Here is a 16,199-nt window from a genome sequence, read left to right on the forward strand (position 1 = left end):
TGGGTCGGATGAGCGAACCGGCTGTACCGCCCCGTTCCCTCGCGGAGGCGCTCCGCGCGCGGGACGACGCCTCGCTGGCCGTGCTCCTGCGCAGCCGGCCCGACCTCATCACGCCCGTCCCCACGGATCTGACGCAGCTCGCGACGCGGGCCGGCACCCGGGCGTCGGTGGTGCGCGCCCTGGAGCGGCTGGACCGGTTCGCGCTGCAGACGGCGGAGGCGCTGGCCGTGGCACCGGACCCGGCGACGTACGCCGAACTGCTCGGGCTGATGGCCGGGGACGACGGCGACCCGGCGGTCGAGGGCGCCCTGCCGCACGCCCTGCGGACGCTGCGCGAGCAGGCGCTGGTGTGGGGCGCCGACGACCGGCTGCGGCTCGTCCGCACGGCACGTGAGCTGCTGGCGCCCTCGCCGCAGCATCCGTCGCCGACCGGGCTGGGGCCCACCGTGCGGGAGGCCGCGTCCGGGATGTCGCCGGGCCGGATCCAGGAGATCGTGACGGCGGCGGGGCTGCCGTCCACCCATGACGCGGTGTCCGCCCTGGACGCGCTGACCGAGCTGTTCTCCGACCGGCGGCGGATGTCGGCGCTGCTCGACGAGGCGCCGCCGGAGTCCGTGGAGGTGCTGTCCCGGCTGCTGTGGGGGCCGCCGTACGGGCAGGTCACCGCGGACCCGGCGCCCCGGCTGCGCTGGCTGATGGACCGCGGTCTGCTGCTGCCCACCGCGCCCGGCACGGTCGTACTGCCCCGGGAGGCGGCGCTGCATCTGCGCGGCGGGCGCGCGCACCGCGCCACCGAGCCGCTGCCGCCGCCGGTGGAGCCGGCCGCCACGCATCGCCCGCAGGTCGTGGACGCGACGGCGGCCGGGCAGGCGTACACCGCGCTCGCCACCATCGAGGAGCTGCTGAAGGACTGGCACGAGGGCGGGCCCGCCGTGCTGCGGGCCGGTGGCCTGAGCGTGCGCGACCTGAAGCGGACCGCGGTCGCCCTGGACGTGCCGGAGCCGGTCGCCGCGTTCTGGGTGGAGCTCGCGTACGCCGCCGGGCTGGTGGCCTCCGACGGCGAGGCCGACGAGCGGTACGCGGCCACCCCCGCCTACGACGAGTGGCTGGAGCTGCCGGCCGCCGAGCGCTGGGCGGCGCTGGCCCGGGCGTGGCTGACGGCGACCCGGACGGCGGGCGTGGTCGGCGGCCGGGACGCGAAGGACCGTACGTTGTCGGCGCTCGGCCCGGGCCTGGACCGCTCGGCGGCGCCCGAGGTACGGCACCGGGTGCTGACGCTGCTGGCCTCGCTCCCGGAGGGGACGGCCCCGTCGGCCGAGTCGGTGCTGGCCCGGCTGCGCTGGGAGCGGCCCCTGCGCGGACCGCAGCGCGAGGACGATCTGCGGGGCCGGCTGGCCCGGTGGACCCTGGACGAGGCCGAGCGGCTGGGTGTGACGGGGCGCGGCGCCCTGTCCTCGCACGGCCGGGCCCTGCTGGGGCTGCCCCCGGCCACGTCCGCCGGGACGGCCACGGACGGCGCCGGGCCCTCGGCCACCGGTCCGTCCGCGGACGGTCCCGCGGGGGCGCGACGCAGGGCCCCGGCGCCCGAGCCGACCGGGCCGGGCGACAAGCTGCCCGTGCACCACGAGCACCCGCGCCCCGCCGCGCCGCCCGAGCCGCTGCCGCCGGCCGAGCAGGCCGCCGCCGCGGCGACCGCCGCCCGGCTGCTCGCGCCGCTGCTGCCGGAGCCGCTGGACCACGTCCTGCTCCAGGCCGACCTGACGGCCGTGGCGCCCGGACCGCTGCGGCGGCCCCTCGCCGACACGCTGGGTGTGCTCGCGGACGTCGAGTCCAAGGGCGGCGCGACCGTGTACCGGTTCACACCGGGTTCGGTGCGCCGGGCCCTGGATGCCGGGCGTACCGCCTCCGACCTGCACGCCTTCCTCGCCGAGCACTCCCGTACGCCGGTTCCGCAGCCGCTGGCGTATCTGATCGACGACGTGGCGCGGCGGCACGGGCAGCTGCGGGTGGGGGCCGCGTCGGCGTACGTCCGCTGCGACGACGACGCGATGCTGAACGAGATCCTCGCCGACAAGCGCGCCGCCGGGCTGCGGCTGCGCCGCCTCGCGCCGACCGTGCTCGCCGCGCAGAGCGACCCGGCGACGCTGCTGGAGGGGCTCCGTGCGATGGGCTTCGCGCCGGCCGCCGAGTCCGCCGAGGGCGATGTGCTGATCACCCGGGCCGACGCCCACCGCACCCCGCCGCGCACGGCCCCCGAGCCGGTGCCGGACGGCCCGCCCGCGCCGGACGCCACACTGCTGGCCGCCGCGATCCGCGCGATCCGGGCGGGCGACCTGGCGTCCACGGCACCGCGCAGGACCGGCGGTGACACCCCGGCCGGGGGCGGCGGCGAGCTGCCCCGCACCACCTCCGCCGAGACGCTGGCCACCATGCAGGCGGCCGTGCTGACCGGCGAGGCCCTGTGGATCGGGTACGTCAACGCCGAGGGCGCCGCCAGTCAGCGGGTGATCGCGCCGGTGCGGGTCGAGGGCGGGTTCGTGACGGCGTACGACCACACCGCGGACGAGGTGCGGACGTATCCGCTGCACCGGATCACCGGGGTCGCCGAGCTGGCCGACGACCAGATCTGAGGGCGGCCCGGAAGGGATCAGGCACACTGGACGTTTGGTCGAGTGGTGAGCGGAAGGACGGACCCACGTGAACGGACCATTGATCGTCCAGTCGGACAAGACCCTGCTCCTCGAAGTGGATCACGAGCAGGCCGACGCGTGCCGTCGGGCGATCGCGGCGTTCGCGGAGCTGGAGCGGGCGCCCGAGCACATCCACACCTACCGGGTGACACCGCTCGGCCTGTGGAACGCGCGCGCCGCCGGGCACGACGCCGAGCAGGTCGTCGACGCGCTGGTGACGTACAGCCGCTATCCGGTGCCGCACGCGCTGCTGGTCGACATCGCCGAGACGATGGACCGCTACGGCCGGCTCACGCTGTCCAAGCACCCCGCGCACGGCCTCGTGCTGACCACCACCGACCGGCCGGTCCTCGAGGAGGTGCTGCGCTCCAAGCGGGTCGCGCCGCTGGTCGGCAACCGCATCGACCCGGACACGGTCGCCGTGCACCCCTCGGAGCGCGGGCAGATCAAGCAGACGCTGCTGAAGCTGGGCTGGCCCGCCGAGGACCTCGCCGGGTACGTGGACGGTGAGGCGCACCCGATCGACCTGGACGAGGACGGCTGGGCGCTGCGGCCGTACCAGCGGCAGGCCGTGGAGAACTTCTGGCACGGCGGCAGCGGTGTCGTCGTCCTGCCCTGCGGCGCCGGGAAGACCCTGGTCGGTGCCGGGGCCATGGCCGAGGCCAAGTCGACGACGCTGATCCTCGTCACGAACACCGTGTCCGCCCGGCAGTGGAAGCACGAGCTGGTGAAGCGGACCTCGCTGACCGAGGAGGAGATCGGCGAGTACAGCGGGACGCGCAAGGAGATCCGCCCGGTCACCATCGCCACGTACCAGGTGCTGACGACCCGGCGGAAGGGCGTCTACCCGCACCTGGAGCTGTTCGACTCCCGGGACTGGGGCCTGATCCTCTACGACGAGGTGCATCTGCTGCCCGCGCCGGTCTTCAAGTTCACCGCCGACCTCCAGGCGCGGCGGCGGCTCGGGCTGACGGCGACGCTGGTCCGCGAGGACGGCCGGGAGTCCGACGTGTTCTCCCTGATCGGCCCCAAGCGGTTCGACGCTCCGTGGAAGGAGATCGAGGCGCAGGGCTACATCGCGCCCGCGGACTGTGTGGAGGTACGGGTGAACCTCACCGACTCCGAGCGGCTCGCGTACGCCACCGCCGAGCAGGAGGAGAAGTACCGCTTCTGCGCGACGACCGACACCAAGCGGAAGGTCACCGAGGCGCTGGTGCGCCGGTTCGCCGGGCAGCAGATCCTGGTGATCGGCCAGTACATCGACCAGCTCGACGAGCTGGGCGAGCATCTGGACGCGCCGGTGATCAAGGGTGAGACGTCCAACGCGCAGCGGGAGAAGCTGTTCGAGGCGTTCCGGCAGGGCGAGATCAACGTGCTCGTGGTGTCCAAGGTCGCGAACTTCTCCATCGACCTGCCGGAGGCGACGGTCGCCATCCAGGTGTCGGGGACGTTCGGCTCGCGCCAGGAGGAGGCTCAGCGGCTCGGCCGGGTGCTGCGGCCCAAGGCGGACGGGCACCAGGCCCACTTCTACTCCGTGGTCGCGCGGGACACGCTCGACCAGGACTTCGCCGCCCACCGCCAGCGCTTCCTGGCGGAGCAGGGCTACGCGTACCGGATCGTGGACGCCGACGAGATCCTGGCGGAAGGCGCCGGGGGCACCGAGAGCTGAAGGCCCGGGAGGGGCGGGCTATTCCGTACGGTCACGGTCGCTGACGTCGTGTCACCGTGACCGGCGGGTCCGTCACTTGTGGCGGACGCCCGCCTCCTCCCGGTACTCGCCGAGGACGATCACGTCGAAGGCGGCGCCCATGAACACCTTGACGGCACGCAGGGCTTCACCGAGTCGATGACGGTGGCTCCCCTGGAGCGCGGTCGCTCCGCGGGGGGCCGCGGGGGCCGGGTGGATGGTTGCTGCGCTCATGTCTCCATGATGCGTCGGTGTCCGTAAAGCCCGCATCGGTCTCCGGGCCGAAGCCGGGTGCCGCTCCCGTACGTCTCGGGGCGGACGGGCCGCCCTGAAAGGAGGACGGCGCCCCCTAGTGGGTGCGGGGAAATTGGTTGGCACCCAGGGCGGGCGCTCGCCTAAAATCTCCGCTCTTGCCCGCCTCCCCTCGCGGAGTGCCGCCGCCCGGACGGAAACCGGACGGCTCTCTCTCGTCCGATCCGCCCGTTGGTCATCCGGAGGCACCCCCTTGTCCAGGCCCGTCGACGACAGCCTCGACCCGCTGGAGCGAGAGCGCTCCCATCTGGCGTCCTCGCGCGCCGCGCTGCGCGCCATGCGCGAGGACGTCGAGTCCCTCGACATCCGCGACGTCACCGCGAACTGGGTCAACGCCGAGGTGCTGACCCGGCAGATCGACGACCGCATCAAGGCGCTGGCCGACCTCAGCGACACCCCGCTGTTCTTCGGCCGGCTCGACTATCTGCACGCGCCGGGCGCCGAGGAGGCCGAGGGCGCCGAAGGGGAACGCTTCTACATCGGGCGGCGGCATGTGCACGACGCGGACGGCGACCCGATGGTCATCGACTGGCGTGCGCCGGTGTCGCAGCCGTTCTACCGGGCGTCCAAGAAGGACCCGATGGACATCGCGCTGCGCCGCCGCTTCGGCTACACGGGCGGCGATCTCACGGCGTACGAGGACGAGCATCTGTCCGACCCGGCGGAGGCGGCGCGCACCAGCAAGCTGCTCCAGCAGGAGATCGAACGGCCGCGTGTCGGCCCCATGCGGGACATCGTGGCGACGATCCAGCCCGAGCAGGACGAGATCGTACGGTCCGGGCTCGGCGGGACCGTGTGTGTGCAGGGCGGCCCGGGCACCGGCAAGACGGCCGTGGGCCTGCACCGGGTGGCGTATCTGCTGTACGCGCACCGGGAGCGGCTGGCCCGCACCGGCACCCTGGTGATCGGGCCGAACCGGTCCTTCCTGCACTACATCGAGCAGGTGCTGCCCGCGCTCGGCGAGCTGACGGTCCGCCAGGCCACGGTCGACGATCTCGTGGCCCAGGTGGAGGTGCGCGGCACCGACGACGCGGCGGCCGCGGTGATCAAGGGCGACGCGCGGATGGCCGAGGTGCTGCGGCGGGCGGTGTACGCGCACGTGACCATGCCGTCCGAGGCGGTGGTCGTGGTGCGCGGCTCACGGCGGTGGCGCGTCCCGGCGTACGAGGTCGCGGAGATCGTCCGCGAGCTGCTGGACCGCGGCATCCGGTACGGCGCCGCCCGCGAGGCGCTGCCGCAGCGGATCGCGCACGCGGTGCTGGTGCAGATGGAGCGGTCGGGCGAGGCGCCGGACGACCGGGTGCAGGACGCGGTGGCCCGCAACGCGGCGGTGAAGGCGGCCGTGAAGGCGATCTGGCCGCCGGTGGACCCGGCGAAGCTGGTGCTGCGGCTGCTGTCGGACGCGGAGTTCCTGGCGGAGCACGCGGACGGCGTCCTCGACGAGGCCGAGCAGCGGGCGATCCTGTGGGCGAAGCCGGCGCGGTCGGTGAAATCGGCGAAGTGGTCGGCGGCGGACGCCGTGCTGATCGACGAGGCGAGCGACCTCGTGACGCGGACGCCGTCGCTGGGGCATGTGGTGCTGGACGAGGCGCAGGATCTGTCGCCGATGCAGTACCGGGCGGTGGGGCGGCGCTGCACGACCGGTTCGGCGACGGTGCTGGGCGACCTGGCGCAGGGCACCACTCCGTGGGCGACCCGCAGCTGGGAGGAGGCGCTGACGCACCTCGGCAAGCCGGACGGGGTGATCGAGGAGCTGACGGCCGGTTTCCGGGTGCCGACGGACGTCATCACGTACGCGTCGCGTCTGCTGCCGTCCATCGCGCCGGGGCTGACGCCGGTGGCGTCGATCCGTGACAACCCCGGGTTCTTCGAGATCCGTACGGTCGCGGAGGCGGCGGAGGTCGCTTCCGCGTGCGAGGAGTCGCTGCGGCACGAGGGGTCGGTCGGGCTGATCGCCGCGGATGCGCGGGTGCCGGTGCTGGCGGAGGCGCTGAAGGCGGCGGGGCTGGAGTATCTGGCGCCGGGTGAGGAGACGACCCGGCGCGTCCGGCTGACGCTGGTGCCGGCGTCGCTGGCGAAGGGTCTGGAGTACGACTACGTGGTCCTGGACGAACCGGGGGCCGTGGTGGAGGGGGAGCCGGATGAGCGGACGGGGTTGCGGCGGTTGTATGTGGCGCTGACTCGGGCCGTGTCGGGGTTGATCGTTGCCCATACGGGGGCGTTGCCCTTGCAGTTGGCGTGAGTTCGGGGCGGCCACGGGGGCGGGGGTCCGGTTTCGTTGCCGGGTGCCGGCCGGTGGGGGCTGGTCGCGCAGTTCCCCGCGCCCCTTGACGGCACCTGCCGGCGCCCCGGGAAAGGCAGTGCCCCGCGCCCCCAGCAGCCCAAAAAATCTACGCCCGGGTGTCCAGGGCCGTTCTCCAGGTGGAGACCGCTTCCGCCGAGACCGGGCCCGTCCAGCCTGCCGGGCGGGCCGCGCCGCCGATGTGGAAGGCGTCGATGCCCGCCGCCAGGAGGTCCGGGACGTGGTCGAGGCGCAGGCCGCCGCCGACCAGGACGCGCTGTTCGTAGCCGGGCTCGCCGTCCCGTGCCGCCTCCGCGAGGAGCGTGGGCAGTCCGTCGTCGACGCCGCCCGCCGCCCCCGCCGTGAGGTAGGTGTCCAGGCCCGGCATCCCGTCGAGCTGCTTGCGCAGGGCGTCCCGGTCGGCGGCGCGGTCGATCGCCCGGTGGAACGTCCACCGGCACCCGTCCAGCTCCGCCACCACCCGCTCCATGGCGACGAGGTCCACCGACCCGTCCGCGTCGAGGAAGCCGAGCACGAACTCGTCCGCCCCGGCGTCCCGCAGTTCGCTCGCCGCCCGGACGACCCGCTCGACGTCCCCGACCGCGAACCCGTCGGCCAGCCGCAGCATCACGCGCAGATCGAGGTCGACGGCGGCGCGGATCCGGGTGAACGTCTCGACCGGCGGGGTGAGCCCGTCCGCCGCCATGTCGGTGACCAGTTCGAGCCGGTCCGCACCCCCGGCCTGGGCGGCGACCGCGTCCTCCACGCCGAGGGCGATCACCTCCAGGACTGCACGCTCGCTCATGGGACCCCATTCCTCGGCATTCGACGGCGACAACTGGCGACTACAGGTCTAGTCCAATCCAGCCTACGCCTGCCCATCCGGGGTCCCGCTCAACCCATGGCCGGAAACGGGGTCACCCGAAGATGTTCAGCTCCGCCGGCTGCGCGCCCGCCAGCTCGTACGCCGCCCCGGCCGCCGGACGCCCGGAATAGAGCCGTACGAGGGTGGTGGCGTCGCCGATGTAGCGCGCCGGGGGCCGGGGAGCCAGGGGGTCGCCCAGCCGCAGGGGCTCGTCCACGTCGTCCAGGTCGGCCTGGAGCGGCACATGCCTGCGCTCGCGGGTGAGCCACGCCAGCAGCGCCAGCGCGTCGGGCAGCCCGGCCCCGGCGTACGCCCCCGGCTCGCCCAGCGCCTCGCGCACGTCACCGGCGTGCACCCACTCGCCGAGCCCGACCCCGTCCAGGGCCCCGCCCGCCTTGGCGATCACCGGTCCCGCCTCGGTCATCGCCCGCTCCAGCTCGTCGACGATCCGGGCGTTGCTCCACCCGGCCCGCTCGGCGATGTCCCGGTCGTTGGACTCGGGCGAGAACACGCCCTCCTCCAGCCGGTTGTCCACCACCCGGGTCAGCGCGGCCGAACAGTGCGCCAGCACATCCCGCACCGACCACCCCGGACAGGCGGCCGTCCTGCGCGCGAAGTCCTCGTCGGGCCGCGTCCGCAGCAACGGGACCAGCGTGTCCCGCTCGACGGTCAGCAGCCGCCCCGGCAGCTCCGGATCCCGTACGTCGTGCACGTCAGCAGAAGTCATGCCGTCCACGCTAGGCCGTGTCCGCAAAGTCTCGCCTGCCGTTCGACGCCCGGCACGCACTCTCGCCACACCGGCCGGCCACCCGCGTACAACCAGTACGCGGGAGCCCGTCCGGCGCGCCGAGAGCACGCACCGGACGCCGCTCGGCCCGCCCTCCGGGCGGACGACGCGACTTTACGGACACGACCTGGGCCGTGTCCGGTCGGTCGGGCCGGGCTTCCGGGCCGCGTACGCGCGTGGCCTCGAATCCCCTCGCATACATGACGAAAGGTGTCGGGATTTGCCGGAAGGCTCCCAGGCACCGGCATTCGAATGGAGCTGAAGTGGCAGTGGAACGAACGGCGGTCAACCCGGTGTCCTGGTCCGTGGCGTTGGGGTTCAACCAGGGGGAGGTCGTCTCCGGGCACACCCGGACCCTGTACTGCTCCGGGCAGACCGCGATGGACGCCGAGGGGAAGCCGCAGCATGAGGGGGACATGGCCGCGCAGTTGGCGCTGAGCCTCGACAACCTCGAGGCCGTGCTCGGCGAGGCCGACATGTCCCTCGCGAACCTCGTCCGGCTCAACGTCTACACCACCGACGTCGATCGGCTCTTCCCGCACTACGGCGTGCTGGCGGCGCGCCTGGGCGCCGCCGGGGTGGCACCGGCCACCACGATGCTCGGGGTGGCACGGCTGGCGGTCCCCGGCCAGCTGGTCGAGCTCGAGGGGACCGCCGTCGCGTAGGGCGGCCTGCCGCCGTCAGTGGGCAGAATGGCGTCATGGCCGACCTCGATGACCTCCGCGCCCGCTGGCTGCGTACCCTGCTCGCCGCACGCGGCGACGACTCCTGCGCCGTCGCGCCCGAGCGGTACGGGAAGGAACTCCTGAAGCGCTGGTCCGAGCCGCAGCGGCGCTATCACACCGTGGACCACCTGGCGGCGGTGCTGGACCACGTCGACGAGCTGGCCGAGTACGCGGCGGACGTCGAGGCCGTCCGGCTCGCCGCCTGGTTCCACGACGCCGTGTATCTGCCCGACCGGTCGGAGAACGAGGAGCGGTCCGCCCGGCTCGCCGAGCGGGCGCTTCCCGAGGCCGGGGTGCCCGCCGAGCGGACGGCGGAGGTGGCCCGGCTGGTGCGGCTCACCGTCACGCACGATCCGGCGCCCGGCGACTCCGACGGCGAGGTGCTGTGCGACGCCGACCTCGCGATCCTCGCCGCGCCGCCCTCGGCGTACGCCGCCTACACGGCCGCCGTCCGCGAGGAGTACCACTTCGTCCCGAACGACGCCTTCCGCGCCGGCCGTGCCGACGTGCTGCGCCAACTCCTCGCCCTGCCCAGCCTGTTCCGCACGCCGTACGGCCGGGAGAAGTGGGAGGCGACCGCCCGCTACAACCTCTCCTCGGAACTGGAAATGCTGTCGCTCTGAGCCGTGCGGAACCGTAGCCTGCACGCCATGCGACACAGGGGCGGGGAACAGGTGACCGAGGCCGTGGCCGATGCCGTGGCGCTGCTGCGCACGGTGGCGGACCGGGACTGGGACGGGGTGAAGGCGGGCCGCCTCGACTGGAGTTGCCGCGCCACGGCCGAGCACATGGCCGGCGACCTCATCGCCTACGCGGGGCAGCTCGCGGGACGGGCGCAGCGCGCGTACGTCCCGTTCGAGATCACCCTGGACGAGGGCACCGGCAACGACGGGCTGCTCGACGTCCTCGAGACGACCGGCGCCCTGCTCACGGCGGTCCTGCGCACCACGCCGCCCGAGGTGCGCGCCTTCCACCCGTATCCGTTCCGCAGCGCGAACCGCGAGGGGTTCGCCGCGATGGGCGTCGCCGAGGTGCTGCTGCACACCCATGACATCGCCGTCGGGCTGAGGCTGGACCACGAACCCCCGGCCGGGCTCGCCCGGTTCGTGCTGACGACGATCTTCCCGGAGGTCCGGCCGGACCCCGACCCCTGGCGCACCCTCCTGTGGGCCACCGGCCGCGGCGACCTGCCCGGCCGTGCGCCGGTCGACGGCTGGCGCTGGAAGAACGACCTCGTCCTCACCTCCGACCGGCTCACCCTCCAGGGGCTCACCCCGGCCACGGCCGCCGATCTCGCCCAGGGCGGCGACGGCGGGTTCGACTGGGTCGTCGGCGGCCCCTACGAGGGGACGCGGGAAGCCGCCGGGATGCTGACGCAGGCGTACGAGGCGGGCGTGCACCGGCCCGAGTTCGGGGTGTTCGTGCTTCTGCGGCGGGAGGACGGACTCGCGGTCGGCGGCATCGGCTTCCACGGCGCCCCGGACGAGGAGGGCCGCGCGGAGATCGGCTACGACCTGGTGGAGGGCGCCCGCGGCCGGGGCTACGCGGCGGAGGCGCTGGACACCCTGTCCCGCTGGGCGCTGGACCGCGACGACGTCCACAGCCTGTGCGCGACGATCGAGGAGGACAACACCCCCTCGCAGCGGGTCGCCGAGCGCGCCGGTTACGTCCGCGCGAGCGCCGGGGAGGAGCGTGCGGCCCAGGACCGGCACGAGGAGGGCCCGCTGCGGCTGTACGTCCGCCGGGAGGCGGGCGCGGCCGCCGGTCAGTGACGCATGTCCTTCTTCCGCCTGCGCAGCCCGGCCCCGTACAGCAGCCGCACCACCTCGCGGCTGCTGACCTCGACCGCGCCCGCGCGGACCGCGTCGGCGTACCGGTGCGCGGGGAGGTCGTAGTGGTCGCGTTCGAACGCCCGGCGCGGGACACCGATCCCGTCGGCGAACCGGTGCAGTTCGTCGTAGGACACATCGCTGACGACGTGCGACCAGAGGCGGCCGTGGCCCGGCCAGGTGGGCGGGTCGATGTAGATCGTCACGCGGACGGCTTCCCGCCGAGCGCGGACCCGAGCAGGCCGACCGGCGCGACCTTCACGCCCGCCTTGTGGCACACCCAGTGCGGGTCCGGCCCCAGTTCGGGCTCGACGTCCAGCGCGTGCGGCTCGCCGGTGCCGCAGACCGGGCACAGCGGCCAGCGGCCGTGCCGGTCGAGAAGCGCGTCCTGCACGTCCTGGGCGACCAGACCCGGCACGTACGCCACTCCGTCCGGCCACTGCTCCACCCACCAGCGGCGCTCGACCACGGACTGCTCCACCAGGGAGACGACGTCCGCCTCGGCGACCTCGTCGGCCGCCAGGTCGGCGAGCACCAGGGCGCGGGCCGTGTGCAGCGCCTGTTCGATGGGGGTGACCGGGTCCATGCGTCTATTGTGCGCACTCTTGACCACGACCCGGCATTGAAAATACGTTTCATATGTGACCAATGACGTGAAGGAAACTTTCGGCCGCGCGCCCGCGCCCGCCGCCCTCGCGGCGAAGGTGCGTACGCTCGCCCCCTCGATGACCCGCTCCATGCAGCGGGTCGCGGAAGCGGTGGCGAAGGACCCCGCCGGCTGTGCGGCCCTCACGGTCACCGGACTCGCGGAGCTCACCGGCACCAGCGAGGCCACCGTCGTACGCACCGCCCGCCTCCTCGGCTACCCCGGCTACCGCGATCTGCGGCTCGCCCTGGCCGGTCTGGCCGCCCAGCAGGAGTCGGGCCGCGCCCCCGCGATCACCACCGACATCGCCGTGGACGACCCGATCGCCGACGTCGTCGCCAAGCTGGCCTACGACGAGCAGCAGACCCTCGCCGACACCGCGGCCGGTCTCGACACCGTCCAGCTCGGCGCGGCGGTCACCGCCGCCGCGGCGGCCCGCCGGATCGACGTGTACGGCATCGGGGCGAGCGGCCTGGTCGCCCAGGACCTCACGCAGAAGCTGCTGCGGATAGGGCTGATAGCGCACGCCCACAGCGACCCGCACCTCGCGGTGACGAACGCGGTCCAGCTGCGCGCCGGGGACGTGGCCATCGCGATCACGCACTCCGGTTCGACCGGGGACGTCATCGAACCGCTGCGGGTCGCCTTCGAGCACGGGGCCACCACGGTCGCCATCACCGGGCGGCCCGACGGCCCGGTCACGCAGTACGCCGACCACGTCCTCACCACGTCGACGGCCCGCGAGAGCGAGCTGCGGCCCGCCGCCATGTCGTCCCGGACGAGCCAGCTCCTCGTCGTGGACTGCCTGTTCGTCGGGGTGGCGCAGCGGACGTACGACACCGCGGCGCCCGCGCTGGCCGCCTCCTACGAGGCCCTGGCCCACCGCCACCGCCGCTAGCGTCACCGTCGTCGAGCAACGAAGAGAGCCACCCGCGCATGACCTCCGCTTCCACTCCTCGTGACCTCCGCGCCGAGCTGGAGACCCTGACCACCGAGGCGTTCCGGCCCGAGTTCGCCGAGATCGACCGGCTGCCGACCCTCGACATCGCCCGGATCATGAACGGCGAGGACGGCTCGGTGCCCGCCGCCGTCGCCCGGCGCCTGCCCGAGATCGCCGCCGCCGTCGACGCCGCCGCGGAACGGATGGCCCGGGGCGGGCGCCTCGTCTACGCGGGCGCGGGCACGGCGGGCCGGCTCGGGGTACTCGACGCCTCCGAGTGCCCGCCCACCTTCAACACCGACCCGGGGCAGGTCGTCGGCCTCATCGCGGGCGGCCCGCAGGCGGTGGTCACCTCCGTCGAGGGGGCCGAGGACTCCGCCGAGCTGGCCCGCGCCGACCTCGACGCGCTCACGCTGACCCCGCTGGACACGGTGGTCGGCGTCTCCGCCTCCGGGCGCACCCCGTACGCCGTCGGCGCCGTCGAACACGCCCGGCGGCTCGGCGCGTTGACGATCGGCCTGTCCTGCAACGCGGACAGCGCGCTGGCGGCCGCCGCCGAGCACGGCATCGAGGTCGTCGTCGGCCCGGAGCTGCTGACCGGCTCGACCCGGCTGAAGGCGGGCACGGCACAGAAGCTGGTCCTCAACATGCTGTCGACGATCACGATGATCCGGCTCGGCAAGACGTACGGGAACCTGATGGTCGACGTCCGCGCGTCCAACGAGAAGCTGCGGGCCCGCTCCCGCCGGATCGTCTCCCTCGCCACGGGCGCGGACGACGAGGCCGTCGAACGCGCCCTGACCGAGGCGGACGGCGAGGTGAAGACGGCCATCCTGGTCCTGCTGGCGGACGTCGACGGCCCGACCGCCACGGAGCTGCTCAGCGCGGCGCGGGGGCATCTGCGGGTGGCGCTGCGAGAGGCCGGCGCCTGACCTCCGCCGCGTCCCGCAGCACCGCCACCAGCCGCTCGGCGGTCCGCACGTTGCACCGCCCCAACTGCACGAGGGCGTACGGCTCCTTCCCGGCCCCGGTGACGGGGTCCACGCACAGGGACGGCAGGACGACACCGACGGCACCGAACGCCTCCCGCAGGGACGCGACGATCTCTTCGGAGGACCTCATGGGGGGTCACCTCTCCACGCGGAGTTACTGATTCGCCACACAGAGTGGCGGAATCATCCCTAGGCTGGCCAGAGGGAATGTCCCAACACCCTTCGCTGTCCGACCGGGAGGTGCCATGCCGGGGCCCAAGGACCTGGATCCGTCGTCGTCGCCCCGTGCGCTGCTCGGCGCCGAGCTGCGGCACGCGCGAGAGAAGGCCGGCCTCAGCCAGGAGAAGCTGGGGCAACTGCTGTTCGTCAGCGGCTCGTTCGTCGGCCAGCTGGAGGCGGGCGCCCGCCGGATCCAGCCCGACCAGGCCCGGGTGCTGGACGAGGTGCTGGGCACCGACGACTTCTTCCAGCGCAACTGCCGGGTGACGGCACAGTCCCGGTACCCGGAGCACTTCGCGCAGGCGGCGGAGGCCGAGGCGACGGCCACGGAGATCCGCGAGTACGCCCCGCTCCTCGTCCCCGGCCTGCTGCAGACCCCCGCCTACGCCGAGGCGGTCTGCCGGGCCTACCAGCCGACCGCACCGCAGGAGACGATCGACCGCCTGGTGAGCGCGCGGATGGAGCGGACGCGTCTGCTCAGCGATCCAACACACCCGTTGTTGTGGGTGGTTCTGGACGAGGGCGCGCTGCGGCGGGTCACCGGCGGGCGCAAGGTGATGGCGGAGGCACTGCGGCACATCGCCGCCCTGATGCGCCGCAGCCGGGTCATCGTCCAGGTGCTGCCCTTCGAGGCCGGGGCGCACGCCGCCATGCAGGGCGCCCTCAAGCTCATGGAGTTCGAGGACGCGCCCCCGCTCGTCTACTTCGAAGGAGTCGGCACCGGACGGCTGGAGGACGACCCCGCCACCGTCCGACGCCGACGGCACACCTACGAGTTGCTCGCGGCCTGCGCGCTGTCTCCGTACAAGTCCCTGGCCCTCATCGAGGCCATGGCGCAGGATTACGCGCATGAGGAGCATCCCTGAGCAGGACCTGAAGGCGGCCACCTGGCACAAGTCCCGTCACAGCGGCGGCGACGGCGGCAACTGCCTCGAAGTCACCCACGACTTCCCCACCCTCGTCCCCGTCCGTGACTCCAAGACCCCCCACGGACCCGCGCTCGTCTTCTCCGAATCCGCGTGGGAGGCCTTCGTCGAAGCGGTCAGGATCTGACCTAATCGACTTCTACGGTGGGCCCATGACCGACACCACGAACACCACCACCGTCACGGACGAGCGCGCCGACCTCCTGGAGACGCTCGCCAAGCACCGGCACTTCCTGCGGTTCACCGCGCGTGATCTCACCGACGAGCAGGCGGGCGTCCGGAGCACCGCGAGCGCGCTGTGTCTGGGCGGGCTGATCAAGCACGTCACGTCGGTGGAGCAGAAGTGGGCCGACTTCATCGTGGACGGGCCGGCCGCGATGCCCGACTTCTCGACGATGACCGAGGCGGACTTCGCCAAGCGCGCCGACGAGTTCAAGATGCTGCCGGGCGAGACGCTGGCCGGGGTGCTGGCGGAGTACGAGGAGGTCGCCCGGCGCACCGACGAGCTGGTCGCGAAGCTGCCGGACCTGAACGCGTCCCACCCGCTGCCGCGGGCGCCGTGGTTCGACGAGGACGCGCGCTGGTCGGCCCGCAGGGTGCTGCTGCACATCATCGCGGAGACCGCGCAGCACGCCGGGCACGCCGACATCATCAGGGAGTCCCTGGACGGGGCGAAGACGATGGGCTGAGAGTTGGCGCGAAGGGGTGGGGACTGCCCAGACTGGGGTCCATGAACCACGCCCAGATGACCGCCCTGGGCCGTGCTCTCCGTGTCCTCGGTGAGCACGGCGACGCCCTCTCCGCGGAGACGCCCGACGCGAAACTGCACGAGATGAAGGCGGATCTGCGCCGCGCGCTGGAGCTGCTCGACGAGAGCGTCTCCGGCGCGGCGCCGGCCACGCGCTGCCCGGAGCATCCGAAGGGGCCGGTCGACGAGAACGCGCACGACCTGTGCCTGCTCTGCGAGACCCGGCGCCGGGCCGCGCGGCGTTCGGAGTTCAACGGCCCCGACGTGCCCCGCTCCCCCGAGCCGACGGCGCCGTCCCGGTACGGGGTGCGGGGTGACCGCCCACAGCCCCAGCAGCGCTGGCTGCCGGAGCTGTGGAACGGCCAGGAGTGGCAGCTGTGCGGCACCCCGCGCCGCGACCGCCGGGAGGCCGAGCTGTATCTCGCCGCCCAGCGGCGAGGCCCGCGCGCGGCGATGGCGTACCGGCTGGTGCACGAGTTCACCGACTACGAGGTGCTGCGGATCTGGGGCACCCCGGTGAAGGTCGACATCGAGCCCCTGGGCAATCTGTAG

Annotated in this window: 18 protein-coding genes; 12 read left to right on the forward strand and 6 right to left on the reverse strand. The window is 73.6% G+C overall.

Translation table 11 applies throughout. From position 1 onward, the window contains the following. Positions 1 to 8: 8 nt before the first annotated feature. A complete protein-coding gene (locus KBY32_RS20760; RefSeq protein ID WP_210981141.1) occupies positions 9 to 2,630 on the forward strand; it encodes a helicase C-terminal domain-containing protein in 2,622 nt (873 codons plus the stop codon). 67 nt (positions 2,631 to 2,697) lie between these two features. After that, on the forward strand, positions 2,698 to 4,359 hold the full coding sequence (locus KBY32_RS20765) for a DNA repair helicase XPB (RefSeq protein ID WP_055625095.1): 1,662 nt from the start codon (positions 2,698 to 2,700) through the stop codon (positions 4,357 to 4,359). Between the two features lie 72 nt (positions 4,360 to 4,431). Here the strand turns inward: KBY32_RS20765 and KBY32_RS20770 are convergent, their stop codons facing one another. Beyond that, the gene (locus tag KBY32_RS20770; protein ID WP_055625096.1) at positions 4,432 to 4,611 is read right to left on the reverse strand and encodes a hypothetical protein; all 180 of its coding nucleotides are present in this window, start codon (positions 4,609 to 4,611) and stop codon (positions 4,432 to 4,434) included. A 271-nt stretch (positions 4,612 to 4,882) separates the two neighbouring features. On the opposite strand from KBY32_RS20770, the gene KBY32_RS20775 reads away from it, so the two are divergent. Beyond that, on the forward strand, positions 4,883 to 6,931 hold the full coding sequence (locus KBY32_RS20775) for a UvrD-helicase domain-containing protein (RefSeq protein ID WP_210981142.1): 2,049 nt from the start codon (positions 4,883 to 4,885) through the stop codon (positions 6,929 to 6,931). 148 nt (positions 6,932 to 7,079) lie between these two features. On the opposite strand, the gene KBY32_RS20780 is transcribed toward KBY32_RS20775, so the two are convergent. Together KBY32_RS20780 and KBY32_RS20785 are read right to left on the reverse strand one after the other, a co-directional pair. Next, entirely contained in the window at positions 7,080 to 7,775 is a 696-nt protein-coding gene (locus tag KBY32_RS20780; protein WP_210981143.1) for a copper homeostasis protein CutC, read from the reverse strand. A gap of 112 nt (positions 7,776 to 7,887) precedes the next feature. Further along, a complete protein-coding gene (locus KBY32_RS20785) occupies positions 7,888 to 8,562 on the reverse strand; it encodes a maleylpyruvate isomerase family mycothiol-dependent enzyme (RefSeq protein ID WP_210981144.1) in 675 nt (224 codons plus the stop codon). Positions 8,563 to 8,891: 329 nt separating this feature from the next. Here KBY32_RS20785 and KBY32_RS20790 point away from each other — a divergent pair, with 329 nt between their 5' ends. From KBY32_RS20790 to KBY32_RS20800, 3 genes are read left to right on the forward strand one after another with little or no spacing between them, the layout of a single operon-like run. Continuing rightward, on the forward strand, positions 8,892 to 9,287 hold the full coding sequence (locus KBY32_RS20790) for a RidA family protein (RefSeq protein ID WP_210981238.1): 396 nt from the start codon (positions 8,892 to 8,894) through the stop codon (positions 9,285 to 9,287). Between the two features lie 35 nt (positions 9,288 to 9,322). Continuing rightward, a complete protein-coding gene (locus KBY32_RS20795) occupies positions 9,323 to 9,970 on the forward strand; it encodes a hypothetical protein (RefSeq protein WP_210981145.1) in 648 nt (215 codons plus the stop codon). A gap of 27 nt (positions 9,971 to 9,997) precedes the next feature. Beyond that, positions 9,998 to 11,119, forward strand: coding sequence for a GNAT family N-acetyltransferase (locus tag KBY32_RS20800; RefSeq protein ID WP_210981146.1), 1,122 nt, complete (start codon positions 9,998 to 10,000; stop codon positions 11,117 to 11,119). On the opposite strand, the gene KBY32_RS20805 is transcribed toward KBY32_RS20800, so the two are convergent. Next, entirely contained in the window at positions 11,113 to 11,382 is a 270-nt protein-coding gene (locus KBY32_RS20805) for a DUF4031 domain-containing protein (RefSeq protein ID WP_108707483.1), read from the reverse strand. The genes KBY32_RS20800 and KBY32_RS20805 overlap by 7 nt on opposite strands. Next, positions 11,379 to 11,762 carry a hypothetical protein gene (locus KBY32_RS20810; RefSeq protein ID WP_210981147.1) on the reverse strand — a complete coding sequence of 128 codons (384 nt, stop codon included), beginning with the start codon at positions 11,760 to 11,762 and terminating at the stop codon, positions 11,379 to 11,381. The genes KBY32_RS20805 and KBY32_RS20810 overlap by 4 nt, the downstream gene beginning before the upstream one ends. A 55-nt stretch (positions 11,763 to 11,817) precedes the next feature. On the opposite strand from KBY32_RS20810, the gene KBY32_RS20815 reads away from it, so the two are divergent. Both KBY32_RS20815 and murQ read left to right on the forward strand, forming a co-directional pair. Then, on the forward strand, positions 11,818 to 12,720 hold the full coding sequence (locus KBY32_RS20815; protein ID WP_055625104.1) for a MurR/RpiR family transcriptional regulator: 903 nt from the start codon (positions 11,818 to 11,820) through the stop codon (positions 12,718 to 12,720). Positions 12,721 to 12,758: 38 nt separating this feature from the next. Beyond that, on the forward strand, positions 12,759 to 13,694 hold the full coding sequence (gene murQ, locus KBY32_RS20820) for an N-acetylmuramic acid 6-phosphate etherase (RefSeq protein WP_210981148.1): 936 nt from the start codon (positions 12,759 to 12,761) through the stop codon (positions 13,692 to 13,694). On the opposite strand, the gene KBY32_RS20825 is transcribed toward murQ, so the two are convergent. Continuing rightward, positions 13,642 to 13,884 (reverse strand): hypothetical protein, encoded by a 243-nt coding sequence (locus KBY32_RS20825; protein ID WP_079033907.1) that lies wholly within the window; start codon positions 13,882 to 13,884, stop codon positions 13,642 to 13,644. The genes murQ and KBY32_RS20825 overlap by 53 nt on opposite strands. 115 nt (positions 13,885 to 13,999) lie before the next feature. Here KBY32_RS20825 and KBY32_RS20830 point away from each other — a divergent pair, with 115 nt between their 5' ends. Genes KBY32_RS20830 through KBY32_RS20845 form a run of 4 tightly spaced genes read left to right on the forward strand, consistent with a single transcriptional unit; the run spans position 14,000 to position 16,199 of the window. Then, a complete protein-coding gene (locus KBY32_RS20830; RefSeq protein WP_210981149.1) occupies positions 14,000 to 14,839 on the forward strand; it encodes a helix-turn-helix transcriptional regulator in 840 nt (279 codons plus the stop codon). Next, a complete protein-coding gene (locus tag KBY32_RS20835) occupies positions 14,823 to 15,026 on the forward strand; it encodes a DUF397 domain-containing protein (RefSeq protein ID WP_055625107.1) in 204 nt (67 codons plus the stop codon). Before KBY32_RS20830 ends, KBY32_RS20835 begins: the two co-directional genes overlap by 17 nt. 25 nt (positions 15,027 to 15,051) lie before the next feature. Beyond that, positions 15,052 to 15,588: a DinB family protein gene (locus KBY32_RS20840; protein WP_210981150.1), complete on the forward strand. Its 537-nt coding sequence runs from the start codon at positions 15,052 to 15,054 to the stop codon at positions 15,586 to 15,588. Positions 15,589 to 15,629: 41 nt separating this feature from the next. Next, a complete protein-coding gene (locus tag KBY32_RS20845; RefSeq protein ID WP_210981151.1) occupies positions 15,630 to 16,199 on the forward strand; it encodes a hypothetical protein in 570 nt (189 codons plus the stop codon).

The sequence above is a fragment of the Streptomyces sp. RK62 genome, from assembly GCF_018070255.1.
Lineage (GTDB): Bacteria > Actinomycetota > Actinomycetes > Streptomycetales > Streptomycetaceae > Streptomyces > Streptomyces nigra.

Excerpts from the sequence above, each read along its gene's own strand:
- KBY32_RS20845 (WP_210981151.1), top strand. The coding sequence starts at position 15,630 with ATGAACCACGCCCAGATGACCGCCCTGGGCCGTGCTCTCCGTGTCCTC.
- KBY32_RS20780 (WP_210981143.1), bottom strand. The coding sequence starts at position 7,775 with ATGAGCGAGCGTGCAGTCCTGGAGGTGATCGCCCTCGGCGTGGAGGAC.
- KBY32_RS20770 (WP_055625096.1), bottom strand. The coding sequence starts at position 4,611 with ATGAGCGCAGCAACCATCCACCCGGCCCCCGCGGCCCCCCGCGGAGCG.
- KBY32_RS20760 (WP_210981141.1), top strand. The coding sequence starts at position 9 with ATGAGCGAACCGGCTGTACCGCCCCGTTCCCTCGCGGAGGCGCTCCGC.
- KBY32_RS20785 (WP_210981144.1), bottom strand. The coding sequence starts at position 8,562 with ATGACTTCTGCTGACGTGCACGACGTACGGGATCCGGAGCTGCCGGGG.
- KBY32_RS20825 (WP_079033907.1), bottom strand. The coding sequence starts at position 13,884 with ATGAGGTCCTCCGAAGAGATCGTCGCGTCCCTGCGGGAGGCGTTCGGT.
- KBY32_RS20800 (WP_210981146.1), top strand. The coding sequence starts at position 9,998 with ATGCGACACAGGGGCGGGGAACAGGTGACCGAGGCCGTGGCCGATGCC.
- KBY32_RS20795 (WP_210981145.1), top strand. The coding sequence starts at position 9,323 with ATGGCCGACCTCGATGACCTCCGCGCCCGCTGGCTGCGTACCCTGCTC.
- KBY32_RS20810 (WP_210981147.1), bottom strand. The coding sequence starts at position 11,762 with ATGGACCCGGTCACCCCCATCGAACAGGCGCTGCACACGGCCCGCGCC.
- KBY32_RS20840 (WP_210981150.1), top strand. The coding sequence starts at position 15,052 with ATGACCGACACCACGAACACCACCACCGTCACGGACGAGCGCGCCGAC.
- murQ (WP_210981148.1), top strand. The coding sequence starts at position 12,759 with ATGACCTCCGCTTCCACTCCTCGTGACCTCCGCGCCGAGCTGGAGACC.
- KBY32_RS20835 (WP_055625107.1), top strand. The coding sequence starts at position 14,823 with ATGAGGAGCATCCCTGAGCAGGACCTGAAGGCGGCCACCTGGCACAAG.
- KBY32_RS20830 (WP_210981149.1), top strand. The coding sequence starts at position 14,000 with ATGCCGGGGCCCAAGGACCTGGATCCGTCGTCGTCGCCCCGTGCGCTG.